The organism is Lysobacter sp. CFH 32150 (assembly GCF_022758295.1).
Lineage (GTDB): Bacteria > Pseudomonadota > Gammaproteobacteria > Xanthomonadales > Xanthomonadaceae > CFH-32150.
Genome location: NZ_JALDWJ010000002.1, coordinates 111,962 through 125,963 on the forward strand (window position 1 = coordinate 111,962; position 14,002 = coordinate 125,963).

A 14,002-nucleotide genomic window follows, 5' to 3' on the forward strand; every position below is an offset into this window, starting at 1 on the left:
GTCTGTCCGTCGGTTCTTGACGGTGCATCCCTTGGCCTGTATATATCCACTAAGTTATCTAACCTTGTGGTTATAGAAAGTGCAATCCCATCATCTCGACGCCACCTTCGCGGCCCTCGCCGACCCTACGCGCCGCGCGATCCTGGCCCGGCTCTCGACAGGCGAAGCCACCGTGATGGAGCTGGCCGAGCCGTTCGCGATGAGCCAACCGGCGATCTCGAAACACCTGAAGGTGCTCGAGCGCGCGGGCCTGATCTCGCGTGGCCGCGATGCGCAGCGACGACCTTGCCGGATCGAAGCCGCACCACTCGAGGAAGCCAACGGCTGGCTGGAGCGCTATCGCCAGATCTGGGAGCACAACTACCAGCGCCTCGATGCCCTGCTCGATGAGTTGAAGGCAGGGAAGAAGCAGAACCCTCCACAACGCAAGAAACGCCAAGGAGCACCTCGATGAACGACATTGCCCGCACCCTGCAAGTCACCACGCCCAGCGATCGCGAGATCCTCATGACCCGCGCCCTTGATGCGCCGCGCGAATTGGTCTGGGACGCTTTCACCAAGCCGGAGCTGGTCAAGCGCTGGTTGCTCGGACCGCCAGGCTGGACGATGCCGGTCTGCGAAATCGACCTGCGTGTTGGCGGCCCTTACCGCTTCGTGTGGCGCAAGGACGACGGCGTCGAGATGGGGATGGGCGGCGTCCATCGCGAAATCAAAAAGCCCGAACGCCTCATCCGCACCGAATTGTTCGACCAGGACTGGACCGGTGGCGAAACGGTGGCAACAGTGGTCTTCAACGAACGCAACGGCAGCACCATCGTCGACATCACGGTGCTCTATTCATCGAAGGAAGCCCGCGACGGCGCGCTCGCCAGCGGCATGAAGGAAGGCATGGCGGCTGGCTACGACCGATTGGAAGAACTGCTGGAAACCGTCTGATTCGTTCCGCAACACATCCAATGCAAGGGAGACCGCATGAACGCCCAAACAACACACACGAGTCCTGGAAACCTGTTGCGAAGCATCGGCGCTGTGTTGTTGGGCTTTTTAGCGACCGCCGTGCTTTCGCTCGGCACCGACCAGTTGCTGCACGTCCTCAAGTTCTATCCGCCCTGGGGACAACCGATGTACGACCCGGTGCAGAACTTCACGGCACTGGCCTACCGCTGCGTCTTCGCCGTGATGGGCGGTTACATCACGGCCCGATTCGCGCCACGCAACCCGATGCGCCATGTGCTGGTCCTGGCCGTCATCGGATTGATCATGGGCACGGCCGGTGCCATCGCCACGATCCCCATGAACCTCGGTCCCGCCTGGTATCCGATCGCGCTCGCACTCACCGCCCTGCCCTGCGTCTGGCTCGGTGGCGTGCTGCATCGCAGACAGCAAAGCCGAACCGGCTGACGTCCACCCACTTACTGACGACATGCCATCAACAAAGGAGGACATCCCATGCTCGATACCCCACAGATCACCCAGACCTCGGCGCAATCGGCCGCCATCATCCGCCTCACCATTCCGCGCGAGGAAATGCCCCATGTCATGGGTCCGGCGATCGGCGAGTTGATGGCCACCATTGCTGCGCAAGGCATCGCCCCGGCTGGGCCGTTGTTCTCGCATCATCTGACGATGCCGTCTGACACCTTCGACTTCGAAGTCGGCGTTCCCATTGCAGCGCCTGTGAACCCTGTCGGACGCGTGCAACCAGGCCAGTTGCCCGCCGTGAAAGTCGCGCGGACGGTCTACCACGGTGGATACGAAGGATTAGGTTCGGCATGGGGCGAGTTCATGGGCTGGATCGCCGAGAATGGACACACGCCGGCGCCGAACCTTTGGGAATGCTACGTCGCAGGTCCGGAGTCGAGCCCGGATCCTGCCAACTGGCGCACTGAGCTCAACCGCCCGCTGGCTTGAACCCGCACGGTTCTGCGTCGTCACTCCATCTTTCTGCAATGGAAGCCATTGGGATGAAGAGCACTGCGACCAAGGCGACGAAGAAGCAAACACAAAGCCGCAACACCTCCACCGCGCCCGAACGCCCGGTGGAGGAGCAGGTGCAAGAAGCGCTGAAGTGGCTCAAACGCAATGCCACCAAGGCCACGCTTGATGGCATGGCGCGCTATGCCATCCCTTCAGACAAGGCACTGGGCGTGTCGATGTCGACGATCCAGAAGCTGGCCAAACAGCTCGGACGCAACCACGCCCTCGCCGCGGCACTCTGGGAGACCGACGTCTACGAAGCCCGCACGCTGGCCGCGTACGTCGAGGAACCTGACAAGGTCACGGCCGCACAGATGGACCGCTGGTGCCGCGACTTCGACAACTGGGCGATCTGCGACACCTTGTGCTTTGCGTTGTTCGACCGCACGCCGCATGCCTGGCAGAAGGTCGCGCAGTGGAGCGACAAGCGCGCCGAGTACGTCAAACGCGCGGCATTCGCGCTGCTGTGGGGCCTCACCGTCCATGACAAGCGCGCCAGCGACGAACAGTTCGCCCAGGGCCTGCTCTACATCGAACGCGCCGCCACCGACGACCGACACTTCGTCAAGAAATCCGTGAACATGGCCTTGCGTGCGACCGGGAAACGCAACGCCGCGCTGAATGCCGCTGCAGTGGCGGTGGCCCGGCGTCTTGTCGCCTCACCGCATGCCTCGGCGCAATGGATTGGCAAGGACGCGCTGCGCGAACTCACCAGCGCGTCGGTGACCAGCAGATTGAAGGCGCGACCTCGCGCTGTGCGCGCGACGTGAGGGCTGTAGGGTGGGCTTTAGCCCACCGAATGGAAGAAACAAAAAGCTGGTGGGCTAAAGCCCACCCTACGAGGATCCGACCTCTTCAGTCAGCGATGCGACGGAACACCAGCGTGCCGTTGGTGCCGCCGAACCCGAAACTGTTCGACATCACCGTGTCGACTTCGCGCTGCACGCTTTCGCGCAGGATCGGGAAGCCTTCGGCGCGCGGATCCAGCGTCTCGATATTCGCCGAGCCGGCGAGGAACCCGTCGCGCAGCATCAGCAGGCAATAAATCGCTTCCTGCACGCTGGCGGCGCCGAGCGAGTGGCCGCTGAGCGCCTTGGTCGAGGACAGCGGCGGTATTTCATCGCCGAAGACGGTCCGCACCGATTCCAGCTCGACGATGTCGCCCAGCGGCGTCGAAGTGCCATGGGTATTGAGGTAATCGATCTTGCCCACGCCGCCGCCCTGCCCGTCGATGCCGGCCAGCGCCATCTGCATGCAGCGCACCGCGCCTTCGCCGGAGGGCGCGACCATGTCGACACCATCGGAGGTCACGCCATAGCCGACGAGTTCGGCGAGGATGTGCGCGCCACGTGCCTTCGCGTGTTCGTACTCCTCCAGCACCAGCATGCCAGCACCGCCGGCAATGACGAAGCCGTCGCGACCCGCGTCGTACGGCCGCGACGCGGACTGCGGCGTGTCGTTGTGGTGCGTCGACAAAGCGCCCATCGCATCGAACTGTGCGGTCATGCCCCAGTGCGCTTCCTCGCCGCCGCCGGCGAACATCACGTCCTGCACGCCGTGACGAATCATGTCCGCCGCCGCACCGATGCAGTGCGCCGAGGTCGCGCAGGCCGCGGAAATCGAATAGCTGACGCCGCGCAAACCGAACGACGTGGCGAGCGTCGCCGATACCGTCGATGACATCGTACGCGGCACCATGTACGGCCCGACCTTGCGCACGCCCTTGTTGCGCAGCAAGTCGCCAGTCTCGATCTGCCATTGCGGCGAGCCGCCGCCGGAACCCGCGATCAACCCGGTGCGCGGATGGCTGACGGTCTCGGCATCGAGCCCTGCCATCGCGATCGCATCGTGCATCGCGACATAGCTGTACGCGGCGGCATCGCCCATAAAGCGCTTGAGCTTGCGGTCGATCTGCGCTTCGAGATCGATGTCTGGCACGCCGGCGACCTGGCTGCGCAGGCCGAGTTCCGCGTAATCGGGACGATGGGTAATGCCTGCGCGGCCGGCGCGCAGCGACGCGGACACGCTGTCCAGGTCGTTGCCGAGGCACGACACGATGCCCATGCCGGTGACGACGACGCGCCGGTTCGTTGCGTGAGGCATGCTCAGAAGCCCTCGGTGGAAGTGAACAGGCCGACGCGCAGGTCGTTGGCAACGTAGATCTCGCGGCCGTCGACCAGGGTGCGGCCATCGGCGATGACCAGGGCCAGTTTGCCCCGCATCACCCGGCGGATGTCGATCTCGTAGCTGACCAGCTTCGCGTCGGGCATCACCTGCCCGCTGAATTTCACCTGGCCGACGCCCAATGCACGACCGCGCCCAGGCTCGCCGAGCCACGGCAGGTAGAAACCCGCCAACTGCCACATCGCATCGACGCCGAGGCAGCCCGGCATCACCGGGTCGCCGATGAAATGGCAGGCGAAGAACCAGAGGTCCGGTGTGATGTCGAGCTCGGCGCGGATGACGCCCTTGTTGTACTGCCCGCCTTCGCTGGCGATATGGGTGATGCGGTCGAACATCAGCATCGGCGGCGCCGGCAGTCGTGCGTTACCTGGGCCGAACATTTCGCCACGGGCGCAGGCGAGCAACTGTTCGCGGTCGAGTGAAGCAGGACGTATCGTCATGTCGCAGTCGTTGGGAAAAACAGCGCCCATTCTGGGGCATCGGGCTGCACCCGTCTCCTGTACGCCGGCGCAGGTTCCTGAAGATTTAACTGGCACGCGTGGGGAAGACCTGCATTCAGCCATCGCCGGCCGTCGCAGCTAGCTTCCCCAGCGTGACCACGGCCGAGTCGATGCGTGCGTCCAGCGGATGGCCGCAGTTCAACCGCAGGCAATGGCCGAAGCCGCGAATGGCGGAGAACATCGGTCCGGGCGCGATGCTGATGCCCAAGTGTGATGCCCGTCGCTGCAGCCGCAAGGCGTCGGTCCCCTCGGGCAATTCGATCCACAGGAAATAGCCGCCCGCCGGCCGCGTCACCCGCGTGCCCTTGGGGAAGGCGCGTGCGATCACCGCGATGTACTGCTCCTGCTGCGCGGCCAGCGTCTTGCGCAGGCGCCGCAGATGGCGGTCGAAGCCGCCGCGTTCGAGATAGCGCGCCAGCGCGATCTGCGTCGGCACGTTGGTGTTGAGTGTGGAAGTCAGCTTGCGACGCGCGATCTCCTGCGCGTACCGGCCGGCGGCGACCCAGCCAATGCGGTAACCCGGTGCAAGACTCTTCGAAAACGACGAGCAATGCATCACCAGGCCATCGCGGTCGAAAGCCTTCGCTGGCAGCGCACGCTTGTCGGCGTAGTGCAGCTCGGCATAGACGTCGTCCTCTATCAACGGAATGCCGTGCCGCGCCAACAACGCGACGAGCGCGCGCTTGCGCTCCTCGGGCATCGTGCTGCCGAGCGGATTCTGGAAGGTGGGCATCAGCCAGCACGCACGCGGCGCGTGGCGCGCGATCGCCGCTTCGATCGCGTCCAGATCGATGCCTTCACGCGGATGCGTGGGCACTTCGATCGCACGCAGGCCGCTGCGCTCCAGCGATTGCAGCGTGGCGTAGAAACACGGCGATTCCACCAGCACGGCATCGCCAGGCTGGGTCACTGCGGCAACGCACAGGTTCAGCGCCTCGAACGCGCCGTTGGTGATGACGATTTCATCCACGCCGACTTCCATGCCATCGATCAAGTACCGCAACGCAATCTGACGTCGCAGTGCAGCGTTGCCGGGCGTGAGATCGTCGACCGTGCTCCACGGATCGAGGTTCACCGCGGCCGTGGCGAGTGCGCGCCCGATCCGATCGAGCGGAAACAGCAGCGGACTCATGAAGGCGGAGCCCAGCGGCACCACGTCGCGCACCATCGCCGACTGCAGCACCTCGAACACCAGTTGGCTGACATCGACCTCGCGCGATTCGCCGTCCGGTCGCGATGCCACCTCGGGTTCCGGGGGCAACGGCGGCGGCGCGCGCATCACGTAGTAGCCGGAGCGTGCGCGCGACTGCACCAGTCCCCGCGCCTCCAGCAGGTAGTAAGCCTGGAAGACGGTAGCCGGGCTGAGCTTGCGCGCCGCACTGGCCTGCCGCACAGATGGCAGGCGATCGCCGGGCTTCAGCACGCCGGCCTGGATCGAGCGTGCGATGTCGTCGGCCAGAGCCTGATAGCGCTTCACGTGGGCGACCTCTCCCCCGCCAGACCGGCGTGTAGTGAGTCCGCCGTCTGAACTGATATGGTTTTTTTACCTGATTCTGATTCTAGGCGAACTGATCTGGTCGGCCTAGCATGGCGGCATCGCAACTCGCCGCTCCCAAAGGGTTTCCCATGAACCCGCAAGTCGAATTCAACCTCGCCCTGATCCTGTTCATTCCCTGGTTCTCGATCCTCGCCGTCCTGTTCTGGGCCTATCCGCGTGCACCGCGCGGACCGGCACGAGCGTTGTTAGACACCACCAGCCTGATCGTGGCCCTCATCGCCGCCGTCATCGGCATGCACTGGAGCATGGTGAACGCCGACCCGCAGTTCGGCCCGATGTGGAAGCAGGTGCTCGCGACCTCAGTCGCCTACGGCCTGTTCCTGCTGGCGATGACCGTGGCCCTGCTCATCCGTCGGAGATGGCTAGCGACAGGCGGGACACCTATTTCTTCGTCGCAGGCATCGCCCTCATGAAAACCTTGTTCATCGTCGCCTTCCTCGGGTTGATCATCTACAACCTCGGCGCCGGCCTCTACTACATGCTCGTCGACAAGGGCACGACCAAGCGCACGGTGAACGCGTTGACGCGCCGCATCGCGCTGTCGGTGCTGTTGATCCTGCTGGTCATTGCCGGCATTGCCACCGGCATCATCGAGCCGCACGGCCTGAGCGCCTGACTTCTGAAAGGGGACGGAGGTAATTAAGCGGCAAATTCCTACCCGACCATCTCCCCGCTACTGACAGCGCCATTGCTTGCCGTGTACCAGGCTGATCGAGACATCCTTCTCGATTCGCCATGCCACGCCAACCACGGCTCGAGTTACCCGGTACGCCAATGCACGTCACCCAGCGTGGCGTAAACCGTTGCGCGATCTTCATCGACGACGATGACCGTCGCCATTTCAAGCGTTTGCTGCGCGAAGCCTGCTGCAAGTACGGCATCGCCGTCCATGCGTTTGTGCTGATGGACAATCATGTCCACTTGCTTCTGAGTGCCCAACGCCTAGGCGCCGTCTCGCTAGCAATGCGCATGGCCGGTCAGGCCTACGTCCAAGCATTCAACATCCGGCATGGCCGCTGCGGGACGCTCTGGCAAGGCCGCTTCAAGTCCTCCTTGGTCGACTCGGAGCGCTACCTGCTGACTGTCATCCGCTACATCGAACTCAATCCCGTGCGCGCCGCCATGGTCTCCACGCCTGAGGCATTCCCTTGGTCGAGTGTCCACACACACCTTGGAACGACCTGCGATCCACTGCTGTCGCCGCATCCCGTCTATCTCGCACTTGGCGCCGACATCTCCACGCGTGCCTCGGCGTATCGACAGTGGCTTGCTGCCGGAACTTCGGAGCAAGACCTAGCCAACATTCGCCGCCATCTGGTTCAGGAGCGCGTGCTCGGAGACGAACGTTTCCAGCAGATGGTTGCGAAGACCTTGAATCGTCCAACTACGGTCAGACCCAGAGGAAGGCAGAGCAAAGAGACTGGTTAATTACCTCCGTCCCCTTTGTTCCCGGTCCCACAAACGACAAGACCCGCGATTGCGGGCCTTGTGCTTCATGGGTCAGCTAATTGTTCTCTGACCCCTATTTTGCCTTATGGAGCCGGCTTAATTGCCTCCGTCCCCTTTGATTCGGTGAAGAAGAACGAACCGCCCGGAACCCGGGCGCGACGATAGTTGGACATGTCCGGATCGTGCGCAACCCGCAGCACCTTCTCCGTCCCCTTTGGTCCCGCCATTGTGCTTTATGGGATCGGATTAATTGCCTCCGTCCCCTTTGTCCCCCGGAACTTCGGAGCAAGACCTAGCCAACATTCGCCGCCATCTGGTTCAGGAGCGCGTGCTCGGAGACGAACGCTTCCAGCAGATGGTTGCGAAGACCTTGAATCGACCAACTTGGGTCAGGCCCAGGGGAAGGCAGAGCAGAGAGACTGGTTAATTACCTCCGTCCCCTTTGGTCCTCTCGGAGACGAACGTTTTCAGCAGATGGTTGCGAAGACCTTGAATAGCCCAACCACGGTCAGACCCAGGGGAAGGCAGTGCAAAGAGACTGGTTAATTACCTCCGTCCCCTTTGGTCCTAGTTTCGCCTGCGCCGCGCGGAACGCCGCACGCAAGTCGTCGATGCGATCAATCAATAGCGACGAACGTCGCTCGGCCAGCGCCACAGTGAAGAAGAACGAACCGCCCGGAACCCGAGCGCGACGATAGTTGGACATGTCCGGATCGTGCGCAACCCGCAGCACCGTCGCCATAGGTGCACAGCGCAACCTTGCATAGGAATCGCCCGACATCACAGGCAACCCCGTGCACCGAACCCTTCCCTCGTAGGGTGGGCTTTAGCCCACCGAATGGAAGAACAAAGATGGTGGGCTAAAAGCCCACCCTACGGGGCCTTGTGCGTTATGGGATTCGGTTTAATTGCCTCCGTCCCCTTTGATCTCCGATCTAGCGATTCTTATCTCTGTTTTTGTAGAGAAGGTATACGCCAATTCCGATCAGTCCAATGCTGACTACGTATGCATATTCACCGAGCACAATTGGCGCGCCTGGCGCGAGTCGCTTATCCGCGCGGATGATTGCCATGATGCCAAGCACGATTAATGCCCACCCCAGACTCGGATTATTAGTTTTCATCAAGCCGATCTCGAATTTCTTCCGCAAAAGCACCGGCGGCCAAGCCTTGGGGTGTTGCTGCTGGGGACTCCACTCCTGTTAAGCCCTCGACGGTCTCTGTAGCAACATCGCTAGCCTGCTCCATCCTTACTTCTGACCCCAAGAAGCTGGTCACCGCAGGATTAGTTAAGACGTTCGTGACCACATTGGAAACCCTCGCTGCAACAGCCTGCGCAGCTTCCCCGACTTTGGTAGCAACAACCTTCCCAGCTTCCGCTGTCTTTGTGAGCACCGTATCCCTAGCTTTTACTAGCATGCCTTCGGCCGCAGTCGCAGCTTTGTTGGCTAAATTGGCTAGGCCTGTAGCGGCACCAGTCTCGACAGCAACAGCAGGCGCAGCGCCCAAGGCGGCCGAACCGCCTACAAACCCCATCACCATTCGCCCATCGTGCCCACGAATCTGGTCAGCTCGAACCATTGCCGGATCACGCATGCTTACCGGGATCGGGCACGGCAAGAATCCCCAACCGGTCGAACAACGTCCATCAGGGTCCTTGAATCTGTACGGGTTGTTGTTGGCGTACCAATAGCGATTGAAGTTCCCGCCGGTATTGCCATCCGCCGTGACCGGATCGACGCTCAAGAACCGTCCGATGCCGGGGTCGTAATAGCGCTGCTGCATATACGTCAGCCCCGTCGCCGCATCCTCCACATGCCCGGTGTAGCCGGGACCATCGTGGACCGGGCGATTTAGCACCTTGCCGTAGGGCTCGTACTCACTGCGTTCCAGTACAACGCGGCTGGCATCGGTCACCGCCACCGGACTGCCCAGCGCATCGGTGTGTTGGTACTTCACCACATGGTTGTTCGTCCCGATCGGCGTCTCGCGCGTGGCCACCAGGCTGCCGCCCAAATAGAAATGGGCGTATTGCTTGCTCTTGCGGGAATCCTGCTGGTAGCGCAGCACACCGCCCATATCGTATTGCGACAGGATGTTGCCGTTGGCATACCCCGGCGCCCAGGCCAGCGCCCGACGTCCATGACCGTCGTAGCGATAATGTTCCTTGCCGGTGACGATCCGCAGGCGATTGCCGAAGTCGAAGTCGTAGTTCTGGCCGTTCTTGTTGTCCAGATTGCCCTGCAGGTCGTAGCCCAGGCCGATCACGCTGGCGCCGGAGCAACTCGTGGTCTTGACGTTGGTGAGTCGCCAAGCCGCGTCGTAGCAGTAGTAGTGATCCCGCGCGGCAGTCCCGCCGACATGGACGCGGGTCAGGTTGTCCAGCACGTCGTATTCGTAACTGGCACCCTCGCTGCCGAACATCGGCGAGGTGGTGGTGGTGGTCTTGAGCCGGTCCAGCCCGTCGTAGGTCATCGTGCGATTGCCCCACGCTCCAGCCAGACCATCGCTGATCGCGGCGACATTGCCGTTCTCGTCGAAGTCATAGCTGTCGTCCAACGTCGAAGTACCGCCGTACGCATCCTTGCTGCGGTCAGGCAACTGCCGCGTGTTCTGAGCCAGCGTGTGAACGATGCCATTGCCATAGGTGAACTGGGCGATGGCGCCGTTCGGGTGGTAGCTGACGCCGGTGGCGTAGGTCCCTGCCTTGGTCGGTTGGCCCAGGGCATTAGGCGCATAGTCCACCGTAACGTTGTTGGGGTAGACGTGCGATGCCAGGTTGCCGTTGCCGTCGTAGCCATAGCCCAGACCCCACGTGTACCACTCGGGCTGACTGATCGATTCGCCTTGTCCATCTAGCAGCCGGCGTCGGTTGTAGTGATAGGCGTTGATCACCGGCACGCCGTTGTTGGTGGCGTTGTACGTGGTGATCTGGTCGGGCTTGCTATCCGGGGTATAGGTCCAGACCTGATTGCCGACGCCATCCGGGAAGCTCAGCGTTTTCAGCCGATTGCGGGCGTCGTAGGTCCGGTCGGCGCGACGTCCGGTGGTATCGATGGTGCAATCAGTAGTGTTGGACCAGGGCAACCCGGCGGCAGACCAGGCGAGATTGCCAGCCGCGTCGTAGCCCATCGCGGTCGTGCCGGTCTCCAACTCGACGCGCTTGCACAGTTGCTGGTTGGCGTCATAGACGTAGTAGCGGCCGTTCCAGACTGAACTGTCGGCATTGCCCCGTACGAGAGTGGTGGGTTTGCCGAACACATCCCGATAGACCGTGGTGCGCGCGCCTTCCGGGAGGAGCATGACCCTCGGCAAGTCTTGCGTCGGCTGGTCGTAGACGTAGTACGACGTAGTGGTCGCATGACCCCGTGGGTTCGTGACGCGGGTCTGGAAGCCAGTCAGATATTCGGTCGTGCTGGCCAGTACGCCCAGTTCGGAATCCTGCTCGACGCGAGTGACGCGATCGAGGGAGTCGTACGTGGTGCGCGAGCCCTGCGTGACGGTCGCGTAATCGGTAAGGCTGCGCAGCGGGTACGACTGGAATACAGGATGACCGCCCGCGTCATAGCGCGTCACGCTCACGCTGCGGGTGTTGGCTGCATCGGCACTGTCGTAACTTTCCGTCACGAGCGGCCGCCACATCGCATCGAAATAGGACACCTTGCGTGCATTGCCGGTGCTGACGATCTGTTTCCAATGCCCGCCCGCAATACCGTATTCGCTCGTGAGTACCGGCGCGAACGTTCGCGTGGTTTGAGCCCACTTGGACGTATCGCAAACGTCGTTCTCCACCGGCGCCGTTTCAGATGGATGGGTAATGTTGGCCAGACGACCCATCGCGTCGTAGCCGTAGCACGTCCTGTAGCCGTTCTCGTCCTCAGCCCATTCGATCCAGCCAAGCGGGTTGGCATGCGCCGACACACTGGCACCGGTAGGCTGATCAGGCGTGGCCGGATACTGGATGAGTTCCGGAATGCCACGGTTCCAGACCGAGAAGGTCGTGGTGTAGTTGCGGCCGTCGGTGAGCTGCCTGAGCGTCCCGTCCGTGTAATAAGCCGCGCTGTGTTGCAGTTTGTTGAAGCTGTAGCTGGCCGTCGGCAATGCGGTGATGGCGTGATAGTCGGTCCGTGAAACCTCGATGCCATCGGTGGTCAGCTTCTTGACCTGGCCGAGCACCCATTTGCTGGTGTTGTGCTCGTACTCGGTGACATTGGTCTGCGTGTAACCCAGCGAACTCGCTCGGGTCACGCTCAACGGGTTGGCGAATTGGTCGAAGCTGTAAACGCCGTTTGTTTGATTGGCCTGCCAGGTGAACGTCGTCCCCTGCTGGGTGATCTGGCGCTGGATGCTGGGCGTCAGTTTTTCAGCAGAATGATCCCCTCGCAGATAGGGGCTTCGACCCACTTGGCTCGGGTAGGCCTGGTTCGTGGGGTCTAGTAGGTAGGTCGTGGTTTCGGTCTTGAGAATGCTGGTCAGTGCGCTGCCCGTTTCGACTTTCAGTAGCTTGCCGTCGGTGTCCCGATACTTGTTGCCGAAGGTGTAGCGCACGAAGTCGCCGGGGCCGGTCACTTCCACCGTCTTGGTCGCCACGCAGCCGCTGGTGCAATCCTCGGCCCAGCTATTGTTCGGCGGGCCGTAGGTATAGCTCCATTGCGCCACGGGCAACCCGGGGCCGCTGATCGTCTTCTGGATCAGGCCGACCGTGTCGAAGTAGAACGGATTGTGTGCATAGTCTGCTGCGCCGTAGGGATCCGGCTTGATGCACACCTTGGGCACGTAGGACCGACCGTGCAGCTTGGACTGGAACCGGAACTCGCCGACTGCCCCGGAGGGATGAGTGATGGTGCCAGTGTAGATCGGCTGCGTGGCACCGGAACTAGGTTGCTCGCAGAACGCGACAATGTTCTGGTTGGGCTGAGGTGAGGTGTAGGCCTGACGCACCGTCCCGAAATTGATCAACCATTTCGACGTGTCCGGCAATTCCACCTCACTCAGTCCGCTGCTATATCTATAGATCCAAGTGCGCGTGTCGTCTGACACCGACGCAATGTCCCCGTCGGTGTTGTAGCCCAGCGTCAATTGGCGTCCATCATTCGCGGCGATCGTCGTGAGCCGCCACGGATGGGTGGCGTCATAGGTGTAGGTGACATAGTTGCCGAACCGGTCTTCGACCCGCGTCGGCAGGATCCAAACCTCCATGCGGGTCAGGCTGGTTTTGTCGCCTACTGGCGCCATAGTTGTGACTTGGTCGGAACTGGTGGCATCGGTGGTGCTGGTGGTCGACTCGCCCGACTCGCTGAGCGCTTGGACTGGGCCCTTCTCTTTCACGATCGTCGAAGCTTCTCGACTGGCGAACCAATCGAACCAGTACCGTGTGCCGTCCGGCGAAATTGCAAGGAACGCTTCGCCCGGCACGCCGTTGGCGGTGTTGGGCAGGCACGAGAAATACCACTGGTTGTTGGTGACCCACTCATAGGTCTTGCCATCGGTGGGCTGATGCGGGTTCGACGTTCCGACGCTCAGCATCTCCTGATCGCCAACGCCTGGGATGTAGGCGTTGTACCCGTGCCAGTACTCACTGGCCTCCCAAAGCCCTCCAAAAGACCCGGTCGCAACCAGCGGTTCCCGCAAACCTCCAGCAGAACAACGGAGGTTCGGGTCGCCTTGGCCGTTCCTGACCTGCCAACCACCGTTACTGTCGTAGGCCGCAGTGCTGAAAACAGCATGCAAATGCGGGATGTCCAACTCCCAGTCCGCGAACATGCCGTCCGCCGACATGAGGTTGTTAACCGCCTCCATGTCCCGGCTCTGGACCACAAATCGCCGTCCTACGGCCACTGGCAGGGAACTGTTGCCTGGCAGGCTCACGTCCGTGGCCGAGAACGTCGTCGCACCGGTGTAGAAGCTTGTTTGATCGCCGAACAGGTTCGGACCCAGGGCCCCGACTGCTTCGGCGGACTTGATTGTCTTGCCATATTCCTCGGGGATCGTGACTTGGCCCCAGGCCGGAGCAACCAGGACAGCACACACCAGCAGCGCACCTGCGCCGCGAACCATAAACTTCATGCATCCCCTTTCCTTTTTATGGCCCGCCGCATTGCACGGCGATGCCCTACCCACCAGCTTGGCATTGTACCGGCCGGGTCAAGTGACATGTCTTTGCAGGGACGAACGGCCTGTTCACATAGCGCCACTCATCACCTCGGCGGCGAACGCCGCACGGCGGGAGTCCGATTCCTTGCTGAAGGCAGCAAGGAGATCTAAAGCTCGTTGTAAGGACGAGGTCGTCCGCAGGTAACCGCGTAGGGAATATCGACACCACAAACAATAAACC

The 14,002-nt window shown here is 62.0% G+C and carries 13 protein-coding genes; 8 read left to right on the forward strand and 5 right to left on the reverse strand.

Annotated features, from left to right (window positions below; genetic code table 11):
* Nucleotides 1–79: 79 nt before the first annotated feature.
* The 5 genes from MO486_RS03980 to MO486_RS04000 are packed head-to-tail and all read left to right on the forward strand — an operon-like array spanning nt 80 to nt 2,747.
* Nucleotides 80–454, forward strand: coding sequence for a metalloregulator ArsR/SmtB family transcription factor (locus MO486_RS03980; RefSeq protein WP_242904750.1), 375 nt, complete (start codon nt 80–82; stop codon nt 452–454).
* The gene (locus MO486_RS03985; RefSeq protein WP_242904752.1) at nt 451–936 is read left to right on the forward strand and encodes an SRPBCC family protein; all 486 of its coding nucleotides are present in this window, start codon (nt 451–453) and stop codon (nt 934–936) included. Before MO486_RS03980 ends, MO486_RS03985 begins: the two co-directional genes overlap by 4 nt.
* A gap of 36 nt (nt 937–972) precedes the next feature.
* Nucleotides 973–1,401, forward strand: coding sequence for a hypothetical protein (locus MO486_RS03990; protein ID WP_242904753.1), 429 nt, complete (start codon nt 973–975; stop codon nt 1,399–1,401).
* A gap of 48 nt (nt 1,402–1,449) precedes the next feature.
* A complete protein-coding gene (locus MO486_RS03995; RefSeq protein WP_242904754.1) occupies nt 1,450–1,911 on the forward strand; it encodes a GyrI-like domain-containing protein in 462 nt (153 codons plus the stop codon).
* A 53-nt stretch (nt 1,912–1,964) separates the two neighbouring features.
* Nucleotides 1,965–2,747, forward strand: a complete 783-nt coding sequence (locus tag MO486_RS04000) for a DNA alkylation repair protein (protein ID WP_242904755.1) — start codon at nt 1,965–1,967, stop codon at nt 2,745–2,747.
* 85 nt (nt 2,748–2,832) lie between these two features.
* On the opposite strand, the gene fabB is transcribed toward MO486_RS04000, so the two are convergent.
* The 3 genes from fabB to MO486_RS04015 all read right to left on the reverse strand — a co-directional run bounded on the left by fabB (nt 2,833) and on the right by MO486_RS04015 (nt 6,138).
* Nucleotides 2,833–4,080, reverse strand: coding sequence for a beta-ketoacyl-ACP synthase I (fabB, locus tag MO486_RS04005; protein WP_242904756.1), 1,248 nt, complete (start codon nt 4,078–4,080; stop codon nt 2,833–2,835).
* Nucleotides 4,081–4,082: 2 nt separating this feature from the next.
* Nucleotides 4,083–4,601 (reverse strand): 3-hydroxyacyl-[acyl-carrier-protein] dehydratase FabA, encoded by a 519-nt coding sequence (gene fabA / locus MO486_RS04010; RefSeq protein WP_242904757.1) that lies wholly within the window; start codon nt 4,599–4,601, stop codon nt 4,083–4,085.
* Between the two features lie 115 nt (nt 4,602–4,716).
* The gene (locus tag MO486_RS04015; protein ID WP_242904759.1) at nt 4,717–6,138 is read right to left on the reverse strand and encodes a PLP-dependent aminotransferase family protein; all 1,422 of its coding nucleotides are present in this window, start codon (nt 6,136–6,138) and stop codon (nt 4,717–4,719) included.
* A gap of 149 nt (nt 6,139–6,287) precedes the next feature.
* Here MO486_RS04015 and MO486_RS04020 point away from each other — a divergent pair, with 149 nt between their 5' ends.
* The 3 genes from MO486_RS04020 to MO486_RS04030 all read left to right on the forward strand — a co-directional run bounded on the left by MO486_RS04020 (nt 6,288) and on the right by MO486_RS04030 (nt 7,647).
* Nucleotides 6,288–6,632 (forward strand): hypothetical protein, encoded by a 345-nt coding sequence (locus MO486_RS04020; protein WP_242904760.1) that lies wholly within the window; start codon nt 6,288–6,290, stop codon nt 6,630–6,632.
* On the forward strand, nt 6,629–6,835 hold the full coding sequence (locus MO486_RS04025; RefSeq protein ID WP_242904761.1) for a twin transmembrane helix small protein: 207 nt from the start codon (nt 6,629–6,631) through the stop codon (nt 6,833–6,835). The genes MO486_RS04020 and MO486_RS04025 overlap by 4 nt, the downstream gene beginning before the upstream one ends.
* 119 nt (nt 6,836–6,954) lie before the next feature.
* Nucleotides 6,955–7,647, forward strand: coding sequence for a transposase (locus MO486_RS04030; protein ID WP_242904762.1), 693 nt, complete (start codon nt 6,955–6,957; stop codon nt 7,645–7,647).
* A gap of 529 nt (nt 7,648–8,176) precedes the next feature.
* On the opposite strand, the gene MO486_RS04035 is transcribed toward MO486_RS04030, so the two are convergent.
* On the reverse strand, nt 8,177–8,374 hold the full coding sequence (locus MO486_RS04035; RefSeq protein ID WP_242904763.1) for a hypothetical protein: 198 nt from the start codon (nt 8,372–8,374) through the stop codon (nt 8,177–8,179).
* Nucleotides 8,375–8,781: 407 nt separating this feature from the next.
* Nucleotides 8,782–13,734 carry an RHS repeat-associated core domain-containing protein gene (locus MO486_RS04040; protein WP_242904765.1) on the reverse strand — a complete coding sequence of 1,651 codons (4,953 nt, stop codon included), beginning with the start codon at nt 13,732–13,734 and terminating at the stop codon, nt 8,782–8,784.
* Between the last annotated feature and the right edge of the window lie 268 nt (nt 13,735–14,002).

What these genes read in the sequence shown, in the direction of transcription:
- MO486_RS04025 (WP_242904761.1), top strand. Translation starts at nt 6,629, where the DNA reads ATGAAAACCTTGTTCATCGTCGCCTTCCTCGGGTTGATCATCTACAAC.
- MO486_RS04030 (WP_242904762.1), top strand. Translation starts at nt 6,955, where the DNA reads ATGCCACGCCAACCACGGCTCGAGTTACCCGGTACGCCAATGCACGTC.
- MO486_RS04040 (WP_242904765.1), bottom strand. Translation starts at nt 13,734, where the DNA reads ATGAAGTTTATGGTTCGCGGCGCAGGTGCGCTGCTGGTGTGTGCTGTC.
- MO486_RS04035 (WP_242904763.1), bottom strand. Translation starts at nt 8,374, where the DNA reads ATGTCCAACTATCGTCGCGCTCGGGTTCCGGGCGGTTCGTTCTTCTTC.
- MO486_RS04020 (WP_242904760.1), top strand. Translation starts at nt 6,288, where the DNA reads ATGAACCCGCAAGTCGAATTCAACCTCGCCCTGATCCTGTTCATTCCC.
- MO486_RS03985 (WP_242904752.1), top strand. Translation starts at nt 451, where the DNA reads ATGAACGACATTGCCCGCACCCTGCAAGTCACCACGCCCAGCGATCGC.
- MO486_RS03990 (WP_242904753.1), top strand. Translation starts at nt 973, where the DNA reads ATGAACGCCCAAACAACACACACGAGTCCTGGAAACCTGTTGCGAAGC.
- fabA (WP_242904757.1), bottom strand. Translation starts at nt 4,601, where the DNA reads ATGACGATACGTCCTGCTTCACTCGACCGCGAACAGTTGCTCGCCTGC.
- MO486_RS04000 (WP_242904755.1), top strand. Translation starts at nt 1,965, where the DNA reads ATGAAGAGCACTGCGACCAAGGCGACGAAGAAGCAAACACAAAGCCGC.
- fabB (WP_242904756.1), bottom strand. Translation starts at nt 4,080, where the DNA reads ATGCCTCACGCAACGAACCGGCGCGTCGTCGTCACCGGCATGGGCATC.
- MO486_RS03995 (WP_242904754.1), top strand. Translation starts at nt 1,450, where the DNA reads ATGCTCGATACCCCACAGATCACCCAGACCTCGGCGCAATCGGCCGCC.